Origin of the sequence: Mucilaginibacter conchicola, from assembly GCF_003432115.1 — a bacterium.
Taxonomy (GTDB): Bacteria; Bacteroidota; Bacteroidia; order Sphingobacteriales; family Sphingobacteriaceae; genus Mucilaginibacter; species Mucilaginibacter conchicola.
The window spans coordinates 789,378-803,740 of sequence record NZ_QWDC01000003.1; the positions used below are offsets into that span (position 1 = coordinate 789,378).

The following is a 14,363-nucleotide window of genomic DNA, read 5'->3' on the forward strand; positions in this document are numbered from 1 at the left end:
TGTGCTTAATGCAATTGGGCGTAGTATGCTTCCAGTTCGCGCAGCCGTTCGATCTGTCCCGGTCTCGGGTTAATAAAAGGGCGCACCTTTTTGATCATGGCGATGCCATCATCTACCGTCAGCCCGGTCTTTAACAAATAGGCGATACACATCGTTGGGCCGCGGCCCAGTCCCTGCCGGCAATGGATATAGACCTTTCCGCCGCCTTTGATCTCCCTGTCAGCAAAATCAGCACCTCTGATCAGGTCATTCATATCCGGCGGCGTATTGTCCGGCGTAGGCAGGTGCAGGTAATGAAAGCCTTCATATTGCGCGGCCGTATAAACCGAATGCATGCGCATATTGATGATCGCGCTGATGCCCAAAGCACTCATTTTGTGCAGACCAACGCGATTGTACTGGCTGCCCAGGAAGAGATCAGCTGTGATCTGGCATCGTTTCAGCCGCGGCATTCCGAACACCACCCGGTAGATATTATCGTAATAATACTGCACGAAGAGCCTGCCGGAAGCCAGTAAACTTTTGATCTTGCCTAACATCGTTTTATTTTTTTTTCTTAGGCACCAGCATTTTCAGCGTGCCCGGTAATACTTCTATCCTCAGGATCCTTGCTTTTTCCTGCCGGTCATCACAAATAAAGCTTTGTTTTTTTGCCGTGGTGATCGTGATCTTCTTCCCCCGCCAGTGCTCCAGCACTTCGCTTTTTTGTTTCAGTAACGTGCTGCCGGCAACTTTTAGCAATGAAGGAAGATTGTTCTCCTTCAGTAAGATCACATCCAGCCGCCCGTCCGTAATGCTGATACCCGGCTGAAGCGCAAAATCGCCGACACCCAGGTGCCCGGAATTGGTCACCGTCAGGCTGACCCCGCCCGTTTCGATCCGCTTGCCGTCGATCTTCAGTTCGTAATCCACCGGTTTGGCAAGGGCAGTCGTTTTCAAGGCCGTGATACCGTACGCCAGTTGCCCGACTTTATCTTTCAGTTTCCGGTCAGCCTGCGTGACCATATCCGCCATGATGCCCAGATTGACCCGGAGCAGGAAGGGGATATCATTGACCAAACCCATATCTATTTTTTTGATGCTGCCGTCAAAAAGTGAGGCCAGGGCTTCCTGCGTATCCAGCGGGATACCCAGCTCCCGTGCCATGACATTGGCGGTACCGCCAGGAATGATCGCCATCGGTACATTGCCGCCCTGCAGTGCGGCAGCTACTTCCGTCACGCAGCCGTCACCGCCGTAGACAGCGATCAGGTCCGTTTTTCCGAAAAGCTTACGGGCAAGATCGGCCACACGCACATTTTTTTTGGTGACTGAAACGTCCCAGTCTACTTTCCGCGCGGTCATCTCCGCATTGATGTAGGCCAGAACAGGCTCCTGCTTACCGGAAGCAGGATTGACGATAAAGTGGATATGCTTGATCTTCACGGTTAACGGGTATGGAAAGGATACTAAAAACTAACGGTATTTATCAATTCAATCGTCAGCACTTTTTGAGGATGTCACGATCCCGGTATCTGTCACAGTTGTGCGGAAGCGGACCTGTTCGTCTACAAAAGCCGCGCCGTAGCGCCTGTTAAGTTCCGTGAGTACATCATCCTTGAAATAATTGCAGCATACTTTTACGATGGTGGATTCCTTGGAGGTTTTCGTCGAGAGGTTCAGGTGATGCAGCTGGCAGCTCAGGTTACTGAGGTCACGGCTGATCCTGTAAGCCAGTGTGGTTGTCATGATTTGAAAACAGCAAAAGCGGTCAAAGGTTTCAAACCATCACAGGTTCAAACAAATCCGCAAATCAAGTATTGTATTTCTATGGACCGGAAAGAACTCAAAGCCCAGGTGATCCGGCGGCATCATGCCGCCGAACAATCCTTAAGATCGTATATCAGCAGTGGTGAACAAAAACACCTGCACCGCTTCCGCACAGGCATCAAAAAACTGCGTGCCCTGGCTGCTTTGGTGGAACAGGCTGCACCGGTCAAGCTCTTGCATGACACCTTGCAACCCATCAAAAAAACTTTCAGGGCCGGCGGCGAGATCCGCGATGCCCACCAGTATTTGCAGCTCGGGCAACAGGAGCAAACCGCTCCGGCCGGCCTGGCATCCAAAGAAAAGCAAATGAAAAAACATGCCAAATTATTCCGGTCCGAAAAACGTAAACATATCAAACGTCTGGATAAAGCCAAAGGCGCGCTGATCAGAAAACTACGGCCGGTAAAGAATTTTGAACTGAACCGCTTTTATGACCGGGAATTGCTGGCTATCGGTCTTGGGCTGCAGCATGCGGAGAGTGAGGAGCAATTGCACGACAGCCGTAAAAGACTGAAAGTTTTGCTTTATGACCTGCCGGTGGTCAGGCACGTACTCAAACTGCAGATCAGCGAAGATTACCTGGAGCAGGTTCAAACCGCAATAGGGGACTGGCATGACAACCTGTTGGCTTCAGAACACTTTCCGTCACTGACGCGGCAGACCCTGGAGCAACGCAAAGACATTAACGAGTTAACCGCTGACTTTTACGAAAAGGCCACCAGTCCCGCTGACCTGGCTCTACAACAAATAGACTGATATGGGACAGGAAACAGAACGAAGGTTTCTGGTAAATAAAGCGCTCTGGGAGCAACTGGAAAAACCGGAAGGCACGCTATACCTTCAGGGTTATCTGCTGAATGAAAATGACCGGAACGTCAGAGTTCGAATAGCAGGCGACAAAGGGTTTATCACCGTGAAAGGTACGGGAGAAGGCATCACCAGCCTGGAGTACGAATACGAGATCCCGAAAGCAGATGCGGAGGAGATGCTCGTAAAGTTCCGGCCCGCCGGTACCGAAAAGATCCGTTACCGCCTGCCGGCTTCAGGTGGCCTTACCTGGGAAGTGGATGTGTTTCAAAAGGCCAATGAAGGCCTCATTATTGCTGAGATCGAACTGGAGCAAGAAAACCAGTCTTTTGAAAAGCCTGCCTGGCTGGGGCAGGAGATCACCGGTGAAGAACGTTACGCCAACGCAAGTCTTGCGCTGCATGCGTATAAGGCCTGGTAGAAATTTATTTGCCTTCCCGGTGATCCAACCAAATACAACTTACCTGTTCTTTCCGATCTCTTCTGCCAGGCCGATCAGCAGACCTTCCACGCCCCGGATATAGCAAAGTTTATAGATGTCCTGATAGTTCACGATCCCGCCCACGATTTCCGCACCATGCGTAGCTAAACGTTTAACAGTATCTTCCATATCCGCAACCGTGAACATCGTTCGCAAATAACCCAGCGCATTTACCGGCGCATTGCGGTGGTCTGATATGACGTCCGGCCTGATGAATCTTGAAAGTTCCAGCCGGCTATGTCCGTCTGGCGTGATCATCATCGCGATCTCTACCTGCTGGTCGCCCAGACCGGTCACCCGGCCCGACCAGAGGCCTTCTATTACAGTCCGTCCCTCCAGCCGCATGCCCAGTTCCGTAAAGAAGGCGACCGCCTTGTCCAGGGATTCGACCACGATCCCCATATTATCCATCCGGATCAAATTTTGTTCTGCCATATCCAAAGATAAAAGAGCCGCTCACCAAAAAGGCGGGGCAATTGCGGCAAAATGCAGGCCCAATCCGGCCTTTTGCCACAATCGCATCATCTTTACGATGTCCCCAACAAAATACAGCTAAAGCAGTTAAAATTGTAATATGCCAAAGCCAGCACCAAATGTCACGACCAACCGCATTTCCGTAAAAGAACGCTTGCGCGCGCTTCGTAACCTGCCCGCGTTCTTTAAACTCGTATGGCAATCCGGACCGGGCCTGATGCTGGGCAACATCTTGCTCAGGTTTCTGAAAGCTGCGATACCCTTCCTGCTGCTCTTCATCGGTAAGCTCATTATTGATAAAGTGCTCCAGCTTTCCCGCAGCCACGATTCATTTGCGGAGAGGTGTTTGTGGGAGCTGATAGGACTGGAGTTCGGTTTGGCTATCCTGTCTGATGCGCTTACCCGCGCCATTACGTTGATGGACAGTTTGCTTGGCGACCTTTTCGCCAACCATACTTCGGTGCGTATCATGGAGCATGCCGCAAAGCTGGATCTTGACCAGTTTGAGGATGCCGTGTTCTATGACAAGATGGAACGTGCGAGACAGCAAACCGTTGGCCGCACCATTTTGCTCTCCCAGGTCATGAGCCAGGTGCAGGACCTGATTACCATTGCCTTTTTATCCGCCGGGCTTATCGTTTTCAATCCCTGGCTTATACTATTGCTTGTGATTGCTATACTGCCGGCCTTCCTCGGCGAGTCTTATTTTAATGACCAGACCTATGCGCTCAGCAGAAGGCAAACCCCTCAGCGCCGCGAACTGGATTACCTGCGATATATTGGCGCCAGTGACGAGACCGCTAAGGAGATCAAGATGTTCAGATTGTCGGGCTTTATTACTGACCGCTTTAAAGTACTATCCCAAAAGTTTTATACCGATAGCAAGCGCATTGCCATTAAACGTTCTTTATGGGGTACATTCTTCGCCTTGCTGGGCAGCCTGGGTTATTACGGCGCTTATATATTTATGATCCAACAAACGGTAAAAGGCGGTCTCAGCATCGGCGAGCTGACCTTTCTGGCCGGTTCCTTCCGGCAGTTGCGCAGCCTCCTGGAAAATATTTTGAGCCGTTTTACCAATGTATCACAAGGGGCGATCTACCTGAGTGATTTCTTTGAATTTTTCGAGATACAGCCAAGAATCCATAACGCTGTAAATCCGCGTGCTTTTCCAAACCCTATCAGGCAAGGATTCACTTTCGAAAACGTGGGTTTCAAATATCTTAACAGCGAACGTTGGGCAAACCGCAATCTGAACTTTACCCTGCACCCGGCAGAGAAGCTGGCGTTGGTAGGAGAGAACGGTGCAGGCAAAAGTACGCTGGTAAAACTACTCGCCCGGCTTTATGACCCAACTGAGGGGCGTATCCTGCTGGATGGGCATGACCTTAAGAGAACTGAGCGGCAATTAATCAATCAACCGGTATGGGTACCGGGCCCGGTCGTATATGGAAAGAGCTGATGAATATAGTACCTCCCCCGGGGAATTGGACTGCCGGCAAAAAGCTGCGTTGCTGCACCAGCTTTGTCCCGGCGGGATCGCTGACTTCGTCAGCTTTCTTTATGAACGGGCGGAGTTAACGGAAGAATGCAGTGACAGCCTGGACCCGGCCCCCGCTTCAATGGCAGCAGAGATCAAACGGCATTCGGATGAGTATGGCGACAGGTTGGTTACCCGGGTTGATTTATTCTCGTCCCAACTCTTCAGCGACGATGTGGCCGCCTACAGCATAACGGCAATGATCGCTTATGCAGCCGTCACCGCGGCAGATAAAAAGCTCTGCCGGGGAATCCTGTTTCTCTTTACGTAGACGCACTACGGATACGCGCCTGCAGGCTACGCGCGCTCAGCAGACTTCGCTTATCATGATAAAGTGTAAGTTCTTCGGAACCTATATAGAAACGAAGGCCGCCATGATACAGCGAGTGGCTGAACAGTTCTCATTCTCAGTCGTTGTGAAATAATTTATTTTCTTAGGAATAAAATTTCTATATTATGCAGGCAATTCCGGCCGTTTTCGGCCGTTGATTTGCATCATCAGCTGAATTCTAACGTGTTACCCGGAGCGCCTATGCCTTTAAGAGAACTGGAACGCCTGCAATCTGTCAACCGATTTCTCAAACTCGACTTTTCGAAAGAAGAAGAACTGCAAAATCTGATCACCCTTGCCGCGGAGCTTTGCCATTGTCCTGTCGCCTTACTGACTTTTATTGATGAAGACAAGCAATGCACAAATGTCAGGATAAGCAGCTCTTCAGACCCCGGCACGGGTAAAGACCCCTTCTGTGAAAGGGTGGTCCGGAATGGGGATATGCTGGTCATCGAAGATATCCATTCGCAGCAGCCGGCCGCAACCGGGCCCGGTGCTGCCGTTTCTGACCCGGTCCGTTTTTATGCCGGTACGCCGCTGATTACCCAGGACGGGCACGCACTGGGAACCCTTTGCGTAACTGACAATAAGCCGGGGCAGCTCAGTGAGGTCCAGCGGAAGGCGCTACGGTCACTGGCCCGTCAGATCATCCAGCTCCTGGAGTTTGATGTCAGTCTGCAGATACTGAAAAGTCAGTACGTACAGGCCCGGCAATCCGAGATCGAGCTGCGTTCATTTTTTGAAAGTTCACTCGATCACCACCTGCTTTTGGACAGCGGGTTCCGGATCCTGGCTTTTAACAGGGCCTGGAACAACCATGTACACAACACTTACGGGTTAACTATGAAAAGGGGGGAGCTGATGACACCCTATATACATCCGCGGAACTTTCAGGGATTTTACGACGACTATATCAGCGCACTGAACGGCAAACCTGTCTTTGATGAACGCTGCCTGACAGTAAAAGGTAAAGACACCTGGCGCCGCGTGCGGTTTGAGCCCGCCTCCGACGCTGCCGGAAAGATCATCGGCGTCTCGGTAAACTGTGCGGATATCACCCAGCAGGTAGAGCAAAAGGAGATCGTGAATAAACAGCAGATGGCACTCAGGCAGATCGCCTTCCTGCAGTCCCACGAGCTGCGCAAACCGGTGGCGTCTATCCTGGGGCTGATCAGCCTGCTCGATCCTGACCGTCCCGGCGAGCTGATCCGGCAGGCGGAGGAGATCCGGCTCTTGCAGTTAAGCGCCCGGGAACTGGATGATAAGATCCGGCTGATCATCGACCACGCCTCGGCAAATAAAGAATGGCACGATTGATAACGCGGTACGCAGCGTGTTACTTCCGGCTGATCAGCCGGACTTTTCCAGTACGGCACAATAACCAAAGCCTGGGCGGCAGCTCAGTTCAGGCTTGTCCCGGTGTAGCCGATATCGCCGGATGTGTAGTCATTCCCGTAAAACAGAGACCGTCGCCCTGCATTTATATCAAAGAGGCCGCTTACTATGGCCGGGCTTTACCAATGATCAAAGAAGCCTGCGGCTGGTCAGGCGCAGAAAAAATGGGGATCGCCGTGGCGGCAAACCGGCAAACGTTTCGTCGGCATAACTGCGGTCAGCGGCTCAGTTGCTTTAATTTTTCTGCAATGAGCTGAAGCAGGCTTTCCTTCACCGGCACCTGTGCCGCCTGCGCGTTGCTGAGGGCCCGGTAACCGCCCTCTTCATCCGGTTCGAAAACGAACGTGATCTCGCCGATCAGTACCGCGATCCGGTGCGTATAGCCCCAGCGTTCGTACCTGGCGCTGAACTCGCGCTCCTGCCCGTCAAAATTGATCAATAACGTGAAAGGTGCGCTCATCAGAATTTAATATTAGCCGGATCCGTAACGATGATCTCCGGTTTACCCTTGTAACTGATCACTTCCCCGGTTACCTTGACTGTTTTATCCGTCAGCTGTGCACCGAGTGCCTTTGCCTTACCTTTCAGCGCCACCGTCAGCAATTGATCCGGATAAGCGGCACCCAGATTCACCAATACCATACTGCCAATATCCTTTGAACTGAATACTTTACCGCTCACCGCTACCGTTTTGCCTACAGCATTTTTGATATCCTCCAGTTTTAAAGCGGTAGCGGCCGGGGCTTGCTGAAGGGCCGCAGCCGTGGCAGGGGCAGCGCCCGGCTGCGGCGGGGCGGCCGAGTTAAATAACTTATTTAATTCACCCGCCAGGCGGATACCCGCCTGGTCGATCCGCTTGTGCACCGTCGCTATATATTTTTGGTAATAAGCTTCGTCAATCGCTTGGCCGGCTTTGGCTGACCCGTAAAGCTCGCTGCTGATCTGGTAGCTTTCCCATAACCATTCCACCGGGCTGTCCGCCTGCCATTGCCTGATCTGTGCCGGTGTTGCTACATCGTAGTTTTTAGCGATATCCTGTTCGCTCAAACCCTCATGGTCGATCAGCTTGCTGTCCCAAAGGTTGTGCAGGTTGGTGCCCTTATTGTCGAAACGCAGCTGGATCGTATTGCCGCCTTTGTCTTCTTTGCGGCTTACATGCATGGGCTGGTGCGCGTCGCCCACCAGGTGGATCAGATATTTCAGCGCTTCATTTTTTGCCTCAGCGGGCAAGTTTTTATCCTTCAGGCTCGTTTCCGTTTTAAATATCGCCGTATACACATTGTTGTCACTTTGCGAAACCGCCGAAACAAAAGCTTCATGGCTTAAACCAAGCGGCAGGTTCAGGTAATGCCAGCCCGCGGTTTTGGGGTTGCGGTTCTCGTCCGCCCAGGTCGCCACATCCGGCATCGCCTGTCCGTTCAGGTAAGCCGAGACCACATAGGCCGTATTGCTCGTCAAATGTTTCTGCGCAATGGCCGCAATAGCGCGGTGGCCCTTAAAACCCCAGGAGATCAAAGCTAATGCGCCGCTTAACACCACGGCATAAAGGAAAACTTTCTTCATCATATTTCTTTACCAGTCTGAATTTTCTTCAGCGCTACATAAGGCGCCAGTCCGCTGTTGGAAGTAAACGAACGGATATCACTTATCTTATTGGAAGCTGCGTCATAAAATACCTTCGCATAAAATCCCGGAAGACGGTAAAGCTGAATGGTCATCTCCTCCGCTGTGCGGCCGGCAAGAAAACTTCCGCGCCATACCGCTCCGGGCTTTCCGTCAAGGTCCAAATCGTTAGATTCCAACAGGGTCATGCCCGCAAAATTAATTTTATCGCGCAAAAAAAATCCAAATGTTGAATACTTTCCGGATCAGGGTATGACGCTACCTTACCGCAAACGCGAGAATAACCCCGGCCTGGCGGGTTGTTTCAACTGCCGGCCAGCCTACTCCAGGCGGACCGTGCGCATGCTTTCGCTTTCAAATGTCAGATTGACCGAGCGACCGTCTTTCGGCCGCGTCCTGTGCTTTACGTTTCTGGGGATCGTGAACAATTGACCCGGATGCAGTTCTACGGTACGGTCCTCAAGTTCGATGACCACAACGCCTTCGGTCACCAGAAAGGTTTCATCCGAATAAGGGTGATAATGCCAGAAAAAAGGTGCCGTCATGACGCTGAGCTGGATGGCATGATCGTTCACGCGGGCAATCAGGGAATTAGAATATTCGTTAATCCCAGCGGTAAGTCCGGCAATATCGTTGACGGTCAGGTGCTGTTCTTTCAATGGAGTAAAAATTAAACGGTAAACACCAACGTGTGAGCGGGGCCGGCCGGAACGGGATGTGCCGCCCGCTTAAAGCTGTCCCCGCCCGCCCGCTTTAAACTTCCCCTTTATCGACAACCCGTCTTGTTTTGTCTAACCTTTGTAGCAAAGTGATCACTTCGAATTATAGTACGAGCTTTTCCTTGGGAATCAGACTTTTCGGCAAAGACATTCAAAAATCTGTTTATGCGATCTATGGGTTTGTCAGACTCGCTGACGAGATCGTAGACGCTTTTATGCATATGATAAATCTTATTTGTTAAGAAAATTTGAAGATGATTGCTTTGAAGCGATCTGTCTTAGAATAAGTTTAAATCCCGTATTGCATTCTTTCCAACAAACCGTCAACCTTTATCAGATCGACCTGGAACTGGTGAGGCTTTTTCTCAGAAGTATGGACTTAAATGAGAAAACCCATAGCTTTGATTCTTATGAGAACTACATATTAGGTTCTGCCCAGGTAGTAGGATTGATGTGTCTGCAAATTTTTACAAATGGAGACAAAACATACTATGAGGATTTGAAACTATCTGCCATGAAGTTAGGCTCTGCCCTTCAAAAAATAAGCTTTTTGCGTGATTTAAAAGCAGATTATATCGTAATGGGCAGAACTTATTTCCCAGGCATAGATATGAATGTGTTTACGGACGCAGAGAAAGAGGCAATAGAAGCTGACATTCATCAAGACTTTTTGTACGATTATGAAGGGATAACTAAGCTCCCGCCAAATGCTTCAAAGGGTGTGGAGCTGGCTTATCTGTATTATTACAAATTATTTCTGAACATCAGAAAACTTAATGCCGGCGAGATTTTAAGTAGACGTGTAAGAATCTCTAATTTTCACAAAGGCCTTTTGACGATCTGCGTACTGTCAAAAGCATATAATTTCACTTATCGGTGTTTTGAACAAAACATAGTGCGAATATGACGTACACTTGTTTGTAATCAGATATCCCTTATAATTTTTAGCACCTCCCGGGGATCGATATGTATCGCCTCACAGATCTTAAAGAAATCCGATAAGAATAAAGTAGTTGAACCATCTTCTATATCAAAATAATCTTCTACTTGAATGCCAAGAGATAACGCTACTTCAAAAGGTGTCAGTCCTTATTTTAATCGCATATTTTTTATTGTAACGCGTAGATTGCTTACAGACTTTTCAGCTCTTTGATTTAAACTTTCGTTTTCATCTATGACAAGTTAATTAGGTTATATCCAAATATTATGCTACAGATGATAGTGATTGGAAAAAAACGTTGTTCAATAATTCTACTTAGACTTCCTTAAACGATTTTGGAATATGATTAAAATCCAATAGTTCTAATATTTCTACTTCAAGAACTTTGCTGATTATGAAAAGTGTTTCGAGTTGTAACCTGGTATGTTCCTGCTCGATTTTAGAATATGCATTTTGCGATACGCCTAAAGCATCAGCAATGACTCGCTGAGATATTTTTTTTTCAATTCTAATTTTTTGAATCTTAAAAATTGTTGCTGACACCAAGTTCCTGGCGTCTTGATTTTTTATGATAATTCCGTCCGCGTTCATTCGATAGGTGTTATTGTCAACAGGAACCTAATGTACTGGTTTTAATGGGTATTCCATTAGATAAAAATTGTTAATTTGATAACATAAGATTGGATAAAGTTACTGTTCTCGAATTTCACTTACCTACTTCTAAGGCGTCACTGACATTTGTAACCAGACGGTTACTGGCTTTGATAAAATCTAAATTTATTAAGTATTTATAAGCCGAGACACCGCAATTGTCAATACACGGAATCTATATAATTTTGCGATGCGTCAATTAATAGGGTACCTCATGCGAAAAAAATATCAGTTTGAAGCTTTGTATTGACATTAAAAGACGATCATCGGTTCAACGACAGGCATTTTTAGGGTTTAATTTGCCAAAAAAAGCCGCCCCCATTTGGGAGTGGCTTTTTTTTGTTGTAGCAGTATCTCTTATCTATTAATAAAGAGTGAACTCTACACGACGGTTTTGCTGACGACCTGCTGCTGTTTTGTTAGAAGCAATTGGTTGTAGCTGACCGTAACCGGTAGCTTCGATACGTGATGCATTAGCACCTTTCTCTACTAAGTAGGTTTTGATAGCTTCTGCACGGTCTTTAGATAAACGCATGTTTAAGTCTTTTGAACCTGTGTTATCTGTGTGACCGGCTAATTTTAAGCTGAAGTTTTTATCAACTAATAAACGTGCTACCCTGTCTAAGCTTGCGAATGATTTTTCGCGGATGGTTGCTTTACCTAAGTCAAACTCAAGGTTTGAGATAGCGTCTCTAACCACACGGCGATCTTCTTCAGTAACCACTACTACCGGTTTAGCTAACGGACAGCCTGAGCCATCAACTTTAGTACCTGCCGGTGTGTTAGGGCATTTATCGTTTAAGTCGATAACACCATCACCATCACTGTCGATAGTCAATTTGGCGACGTTTGCGTTAGTAGCGTCTAAGTCGCTTCTTAACTGTGCGTTTGCTGCTTTTTCAGCATCAACTTGTGCTTGTAGTTGTTGGTTTTTCCATAAGTATTCGGTACGCATTGAGTTAACCGGGTTGTAAGTAGCTAACTGTGGTTTTTTAGTGCTTCCAAGAGCAAATTCTAAACCGATGTGTGCATAAGAGAACCTGTCGTTACCACCTACGTTAAGGCCGTCAAAGTTATCAGTTTGTACAAAGTTAACCTGGTAACCCAAGTCTAAGTTAACACCTGAACCAAGGTTGAATTTAAAGCCTAAACCAACCGGAATGAACCATTCTTTGCTTGTACCATTGCTGCTTGCTAAAGTATTACCTGAAGCATCCTGGGTAGTTACTTTGTAACCTGCGTAACCGGCACCTGCACTAATGTATGGCTGTATAGCACCTTTGTGGTTATACCAGTTAATGTTAGCTAATGTAAAGTTTGCTTTTAAAGCTGCGCTCCAGTCAAGTTTGGTAGTGTAGCTGCTTCCTGCGGCTATTGCGCCCACAGCTTGTCCATTCTCGCCGCTGATCTGGCCTCTTAAGAAATCAGCCTGTAAAGCGAAGCCCGGTAAAAATTGTTTTTGGATGTAAGCACCGTAGCCGATTTCAGATTTTGGATTTCTGTAATCCTGGCGGCCGTTGGTGCCAAAAATGGTGTATGGTGTTAAAAGGCCACCATGAACACCTATTGTCCAGGTGCGGAAAGAGCCGCCGCCTGAGAAAGGTTGTACATAATTCTTTGTGTTTAGTGAATCGGGGGTCTGCGCAAACAATTTACCGCCAACCAGCAAGCCGGTCATTAGTAATGATGCTTTTTTTAAAAGTGTTTTCATAAATGATAATCAAAGGGTATTAAATTTTTATCATCGGCATAACATAAAATATGCCAAAATAAATCGATACTCCTTTTGGTTCTAAGTAAACCTGTAAGGTCTAAAAATAACTAAGATTGATCATTCCGATAATTTAAGGCCCGGTTTTCATTTTACCAACTAAAACGCTACCATACAATAGCTTATAATGATCAGGGGAGTTATACTTTGCATAACATTGATTAGGCCTCAATTCCATTTGACCACTAACAACGGGCATAAAAACGCAGGAAATGTTTTAAGATTTATTTACGAAATGCTTCTTATAAAAGGTTTGACCCAATATGCATTAGATACTTTTGCGATTAATTTATTTAATTAATATGATTATGTGTGTGGTCGATTTTACTTTTAATTTAAATTCGTGAGTTCGAAGATTAAAACTATCTTAGCGACAAACCCATCTACGTAATATGAAAAATACTGTCTGCGTAATAGATGACGACGATATCAGCAATTTTATAACTACCCGCCTGATTGACAAAATTTATCCGGGATCGTCTATTAAGTGCTGCCGCAACGGTCGAGTTGCGATCGATCATTTGAGAACTCTTTTTAACAGCAAAAAGCTATTGCCTGATTATATTTTGTTAGATCTGACTATGCCTGTTATGGATGGCTGGCAATTTTTAGACGCGCTTGATGAGGAAATGGGCGATCTTAATATTACCAGTAAGATCATTATCATTACCAACTGGATTCGGAAAAACTCAAGGATTCCCTTAACTAAAAACAAAAACTCGTTTTTTTGACATATGGAGATTGATATATGGAAGCCTTCGGAACAAGAATATAATGGGCTGATCAGACTATGGGAGAAATCAGTCAGAGCTACGCACGATTTTTTATATGAGAAAGACATTAACCGTTACCGGTCAATGCTTGAAGCGTTTTTACCCATAATGAATATTCATTGCGCCGGCTATGATCACAATTTACAGGGTTTCATCGGTATCACTGACCAAAAAATCCAGGCGCTCTTCATTCATCCCGGTGCCCTTCGAATGGGCCTCGGTAAGCTTTTAGTCCATTATGCAATCAGATTATATCGTATCAATGAGGTCGACGTCAACGAGCAAAATATACAGGCTTTGAATTTTTATGAATATCTTGGTTTCAGAAGGGTAGGCCGGAACCAACTGGACGGAGCAGGAAAGCCTTACCCCATATTAAATATGCTTCTCAAACAACATTAAATTTTTTTTAAAAAAGTTGGGAAGGATAGTCTTGCGGCATACAAGATTTTATCAGCATTTTTTTGGGGGGAGATTAATTAATGATGTTTATATATGCATTAGCTATAGTGTTTAGACTAAATTCAATGCCCAGTTACTTCGTGACAGAATTTTTTCGGTATGAAAACTGATCCCTTTAGGAATTTGATAAGAATGTGTATAGTCAATATAAAGTTCCTGCCACCAGTGAATGTGATGTAAAATTTCTCTGATCGTGCCAATATCAGACACTTAGATATTGATTTGAATTTTTAATTCCAACATAGGAAGATTATAGATTTTGATAAATGGCCTGCAATATGTTATTGCCATTTAGAAGGGTCCTCCCGTATCCCACTTAGTAGTTCGATTAATTCATTAACCTCTTCAGCATATAGTCCATTTTGGGGGGATGAGTAACTAAATAATTTATCTGGCAGGTCCAACTTCAAAACACCTAGATAATCCGGGTTGTCCGGTGCAGCAGCAAGGAGTCCCTCTTTTTTCTTTTGCTCTATCAGTTCTGGGTTAGCAACGCCGAGGTGGGTGTAAATGTTATACGATCTTTTGATCACCTTATGTCCGTTGCGGTGAGCCAATGTATCAGGCAAAATCATGACCTTGCGGCC

The 14,363-nt window shown here is 46.8% G+C and carries 20 protein-coding genes; 9 read left to right on the forward strand and 11 right to left on the reverse strand.

The features are described from left to right. Positions 1-5 precede the first annotated feature (5 nt). Genes D0C36_RS20260 through D0C36_RS24595 form a run of 3 tightly spaced genes read right to left on the reverse strand, consistent with a single transcriptional unit; the run spans position 6 to position 1,728 of the window. Positions 6-539, reverse strand: a complete 534-nt coding sequence (locus tag D0C36_RS20260; protein ID WP_117393509.1) for a protein-tyrosine phosphatase family protein — start codon at positions 537-539, stop codon at positions 6-8. A 4-nt stretch (positions 540-543) separates the two neighbouring features. Continuing rightward, positions 544-1,425, reverse strand: a complete 882-nt coding sequence (locus D0C36_RS20265) for a diacylglycerol/lipid kinase family protein (protein WP_117393511.1) — start codon at positions 1,423-1,425, stop codon at positions 544-546. A 48-nt stretch (positions 1,426-1,473) separates the two neighbouring features. After that, positions 1,474-1,728, reverse strand: a complete 255-nt coding sequence (locus D0C36_RS24595; protein ID WP_158557158.1) for a hypothetical protein — start codon at positions 1,726-1,728, stop codon at positions 1,474-1,476. A gap of 3 nt (positions 1,729-1,731) precedes the next feature. On the opposite strand from D0C36_RS24595, the gene D0C36_RS20270 reads away from it, so the two are divergent. Together D0C36_RS20270 and D0C36_RS20275 are read left to right on the forward strand one after the other, a co-directional pair. Continuing rightward, positions 1,732-2,565, forward strand: coding sequence for a CHAD domain-containing protein (locus tag D0C36_RS20270; protein WP_158557159.1), 834 nt, complete (start codon positions 1,732-1,734; stop codon positions 2,563-2,565). A 1-nt stretch (position 2,566) separates the two neighbouring features. Next, on the forward strand, positions 2,567-3,037 hold the full coding sequence (locus D0C36_RS20275) for a CYTH domain-containing protein (RefSeq protein ID WP_117393515.1): 471 nt from the start codon (positions 2,567-2,569) through the stop codon (positions 3,035-3,037). Between the two features lie 39 nt (positions 3,038-3,076). On the opposite strand, the gene D0C36_RS20280 is transcribed toward D0C36_RS20275, so the two are convergent. Next, complete coding sequence (locus D0C36_RS20280; RefSeq protein ID WP_117393517.1) at positions 3,077-3,532, reverse strand: VOC family protein; 456 nt, start codon at positions 3,530-3,532, stop codon at positions 3,077-3,079. Positions 3,533-3,671: 139 nt separating this feature from the next. Here D0C36_RS20280 and D0C36_RS20285 point away from each other — a divergent pair, with 139 nt between their 5' ends. From D0C36_RS20285 to D0C36_RS20295, 3 genes are all read left to right on the forward strand, one after another. Then, positions 3,672-5,033 carry an ATP-binding cassette domain-containing protein gene (locus D0C36_RS20285; protein ID WP_117393518.1) on the forward strand — a complete coding sequence of 454 codons (1,362 nt, stop codon included), beginning with the start codon at positions 3,672-3,674 and terminating at the stop codon, positions 5,031-5,033. Beyond that, the gene (locus D0C36_RS20290) at positions 5,020-5,382 is read left to right on the forward strand and encodes a hypothetical protein (RefSeq protein WP_117393519.1); all 363 of its coding nucleotides are present in this window, start codon (positions 5,020-5,022) and stop codon (positions 5,380-5,382) included. The genes D0C36_RS20285 and D0C36_RS20290 overlap by 14 nt, the downstream gene beginning before the upstream one ends. 261 nt (positions 5,383-5,643) lie before the next feature. Then, the gene (locus tag D0C36_RS20295) at positions 5,644-6,759 is read left to right on the forward strand and encodes a GAF domain-containing protein (RefSeq protein ID WP_147322064.1); all 1,116 of its coding nucleotides are present in this window, start codon (positions 5,644-5,646) and stop codon (positions 6,757-6,759) included. A gap of 295 nt (positions 6,760-7,054) precedes the next feature. On the opposite strand, the gene D0C36_RS20300 is transcribed toward D0C36_RS20295, so the two are convergent. The 4 genes from D0C36_RS20300 to D0C36_RS20315 all read right to left on the reverse strand — a co-directional run bounded on the left by D0C36_RS20300 (position 7,055) and on the right by D0C36_RS20315 (position 9,119). After that, positions 7,055-7,297, reverse strand: coding sequence for a hypothetical protein (locus D0C36_RS20300; RefSeq protein WP_117393521.1), 243 nt, complete (start codon positions 7,295-7,297; stop codon positions 7,055-7,057). Continuing rightward, positions 7,297-8,403 (reverse strand): S1/P1 nuclease, encoded by a 1,107-nt coding sequence (locus D0C36_RS20305; RefSeq protein ID WP_117393522.1) that lies wholly within the window; start codon positions 8,401-8,403, stop codon positions 7,297-7,299. The genes D0C36_RS20300 and D0C36_RS20305 overlap by 1 nt, the downstream gene beginning before the upstream one ends. Further along, positions 8,400-8,648 (reverse strand): hypothetical protein, encoded by a 249-nt coding sequence (locus D0C36_RS20310; protein ID WP_117393523.1) that lies wholly within the window; start codon positions 8,646-8,648, stop codon positions 8,400-8,402. Before D0C36_RS20310 ends, D0C36_RS20305 begins: the two co-directional genes overlap by 4 nt. Before the next feature lie 132 nt (positions 8,649-8,780). Continuing rightward, positions 8,781-9,119 (reverse strand): cupin domain-containing protein, encoded by a 339-nt coding sequence (locus D0C36_RS20315; protein WP_233524531.1) that lies wholly within the window; start codon positions 9,117-9,119, stop codon positions 8,781-8,783. Between the two features lie 149 nt (positions 9,120-9,268). Between D0C36_RS20315 and D0C36_RS25000 the strand changes: the two genes are divergently transcribed. Beyond that, the gene (locus D0C36_RS25000; protein WP_394339851.1) at positions 9,269-9,421 is read left to right on the forward strand and encodes a squalene/phytoene synthase family protein; all 153 of its coding nucleotides are present in this window, start codon (positions 9,269-9,271) and stop codon (positions 9,419-9,421) included. Continuing rightward, a complete protein-coding gene (locus D0C36_RS20320; protein WP_233524532.1) occupies positions 9,415-10,086 on the forward strand; it encodes a phytoene/squalene synthase family protein in 672 nt (223 codons plus the stop codon). The genes D0C36_RS25000 and D0C36_RS20320 overlap by 7 nt, the downstream gene beginning before the upstream one ends. A 348-nt stretch (positions 10,087-10,434) precedes the next feature. Here D0C36_RS20320 and D0C36_RS20325 read toward each other — a convergent pair whose 3' ends face one another. Together D0C36_RS20325 and D0C36_RS20330 are read right to left on the reverse strand one after the other, a co-directional pair. Then, entirely contained in the window at positions 10,435-10,710 is a 276-nt protein-coding gene (locus D0C36_RS20325; RefSeq protein WP_117393524.1) for a helix-turn-helix domain-containing protein, read from the reverse strand. Between the two features lie 424 nt (positions 10,711-11,134). After that, on the reverse strand, positions 11,135-12,481 hold the full coding sequence (locus D0C36_RS20330) for an OmpA family protein (protein WP_117393525.1): 1,347 nt from the start codon (positions 12,479-12,481) through the stop codon (positions 11,135-11,137). 452 nt (positions 12,482-12,933) lie between these two features. On the opposite strand from D0C36_RS20330, the gene D0C36_RS20335 reads away from it, so the two are divergent. Both D0C36_RS20335 and D0C36_RS20340 read left to right on the forward strand, forming a co-directional pair. Then, entirely contained in the window at positions 12,934-13,272 is a 339-nt protein-coding gene (locus tag D0C36_RS20335) for a response regulator (RefSeq protein ID WP_117393526.1), read from the forward strand. Between the two features lie 3 nt (positions 13,273-13,275). Next, positions 13,276-13,716 (forward strand): GNAT family N-acetyltransferase, encoded by a 441-nt coding sequence (locus D0C36_RS20340; protein WP_117393527.1) that lies wholly within the window; start codon positions 13,276-13,278, stop codon positions 13,714-13,716. Positions 13,717-14,057: 341 nt separating this feature from the next. Here the strand turns inward: D0C36_RS20340 and D0C36_RS20345 are convergent, their stop codons facing one another. Next, positions 14,058-14,351 carry a hypothetical protein gene (locus tag D0C36_RS20345; RefSeq protein WP_117393528.1) on the reverse strand — a complete coding sequence of 98 codons (294 nt, stop codon included), beginning with the start codon at positions 14,349-14,351 and terminating at the stop codon, positions 14,058-14,060. Between the last annotated feature and the right edge of the window lie 12 nt (positions 14,352-14,363).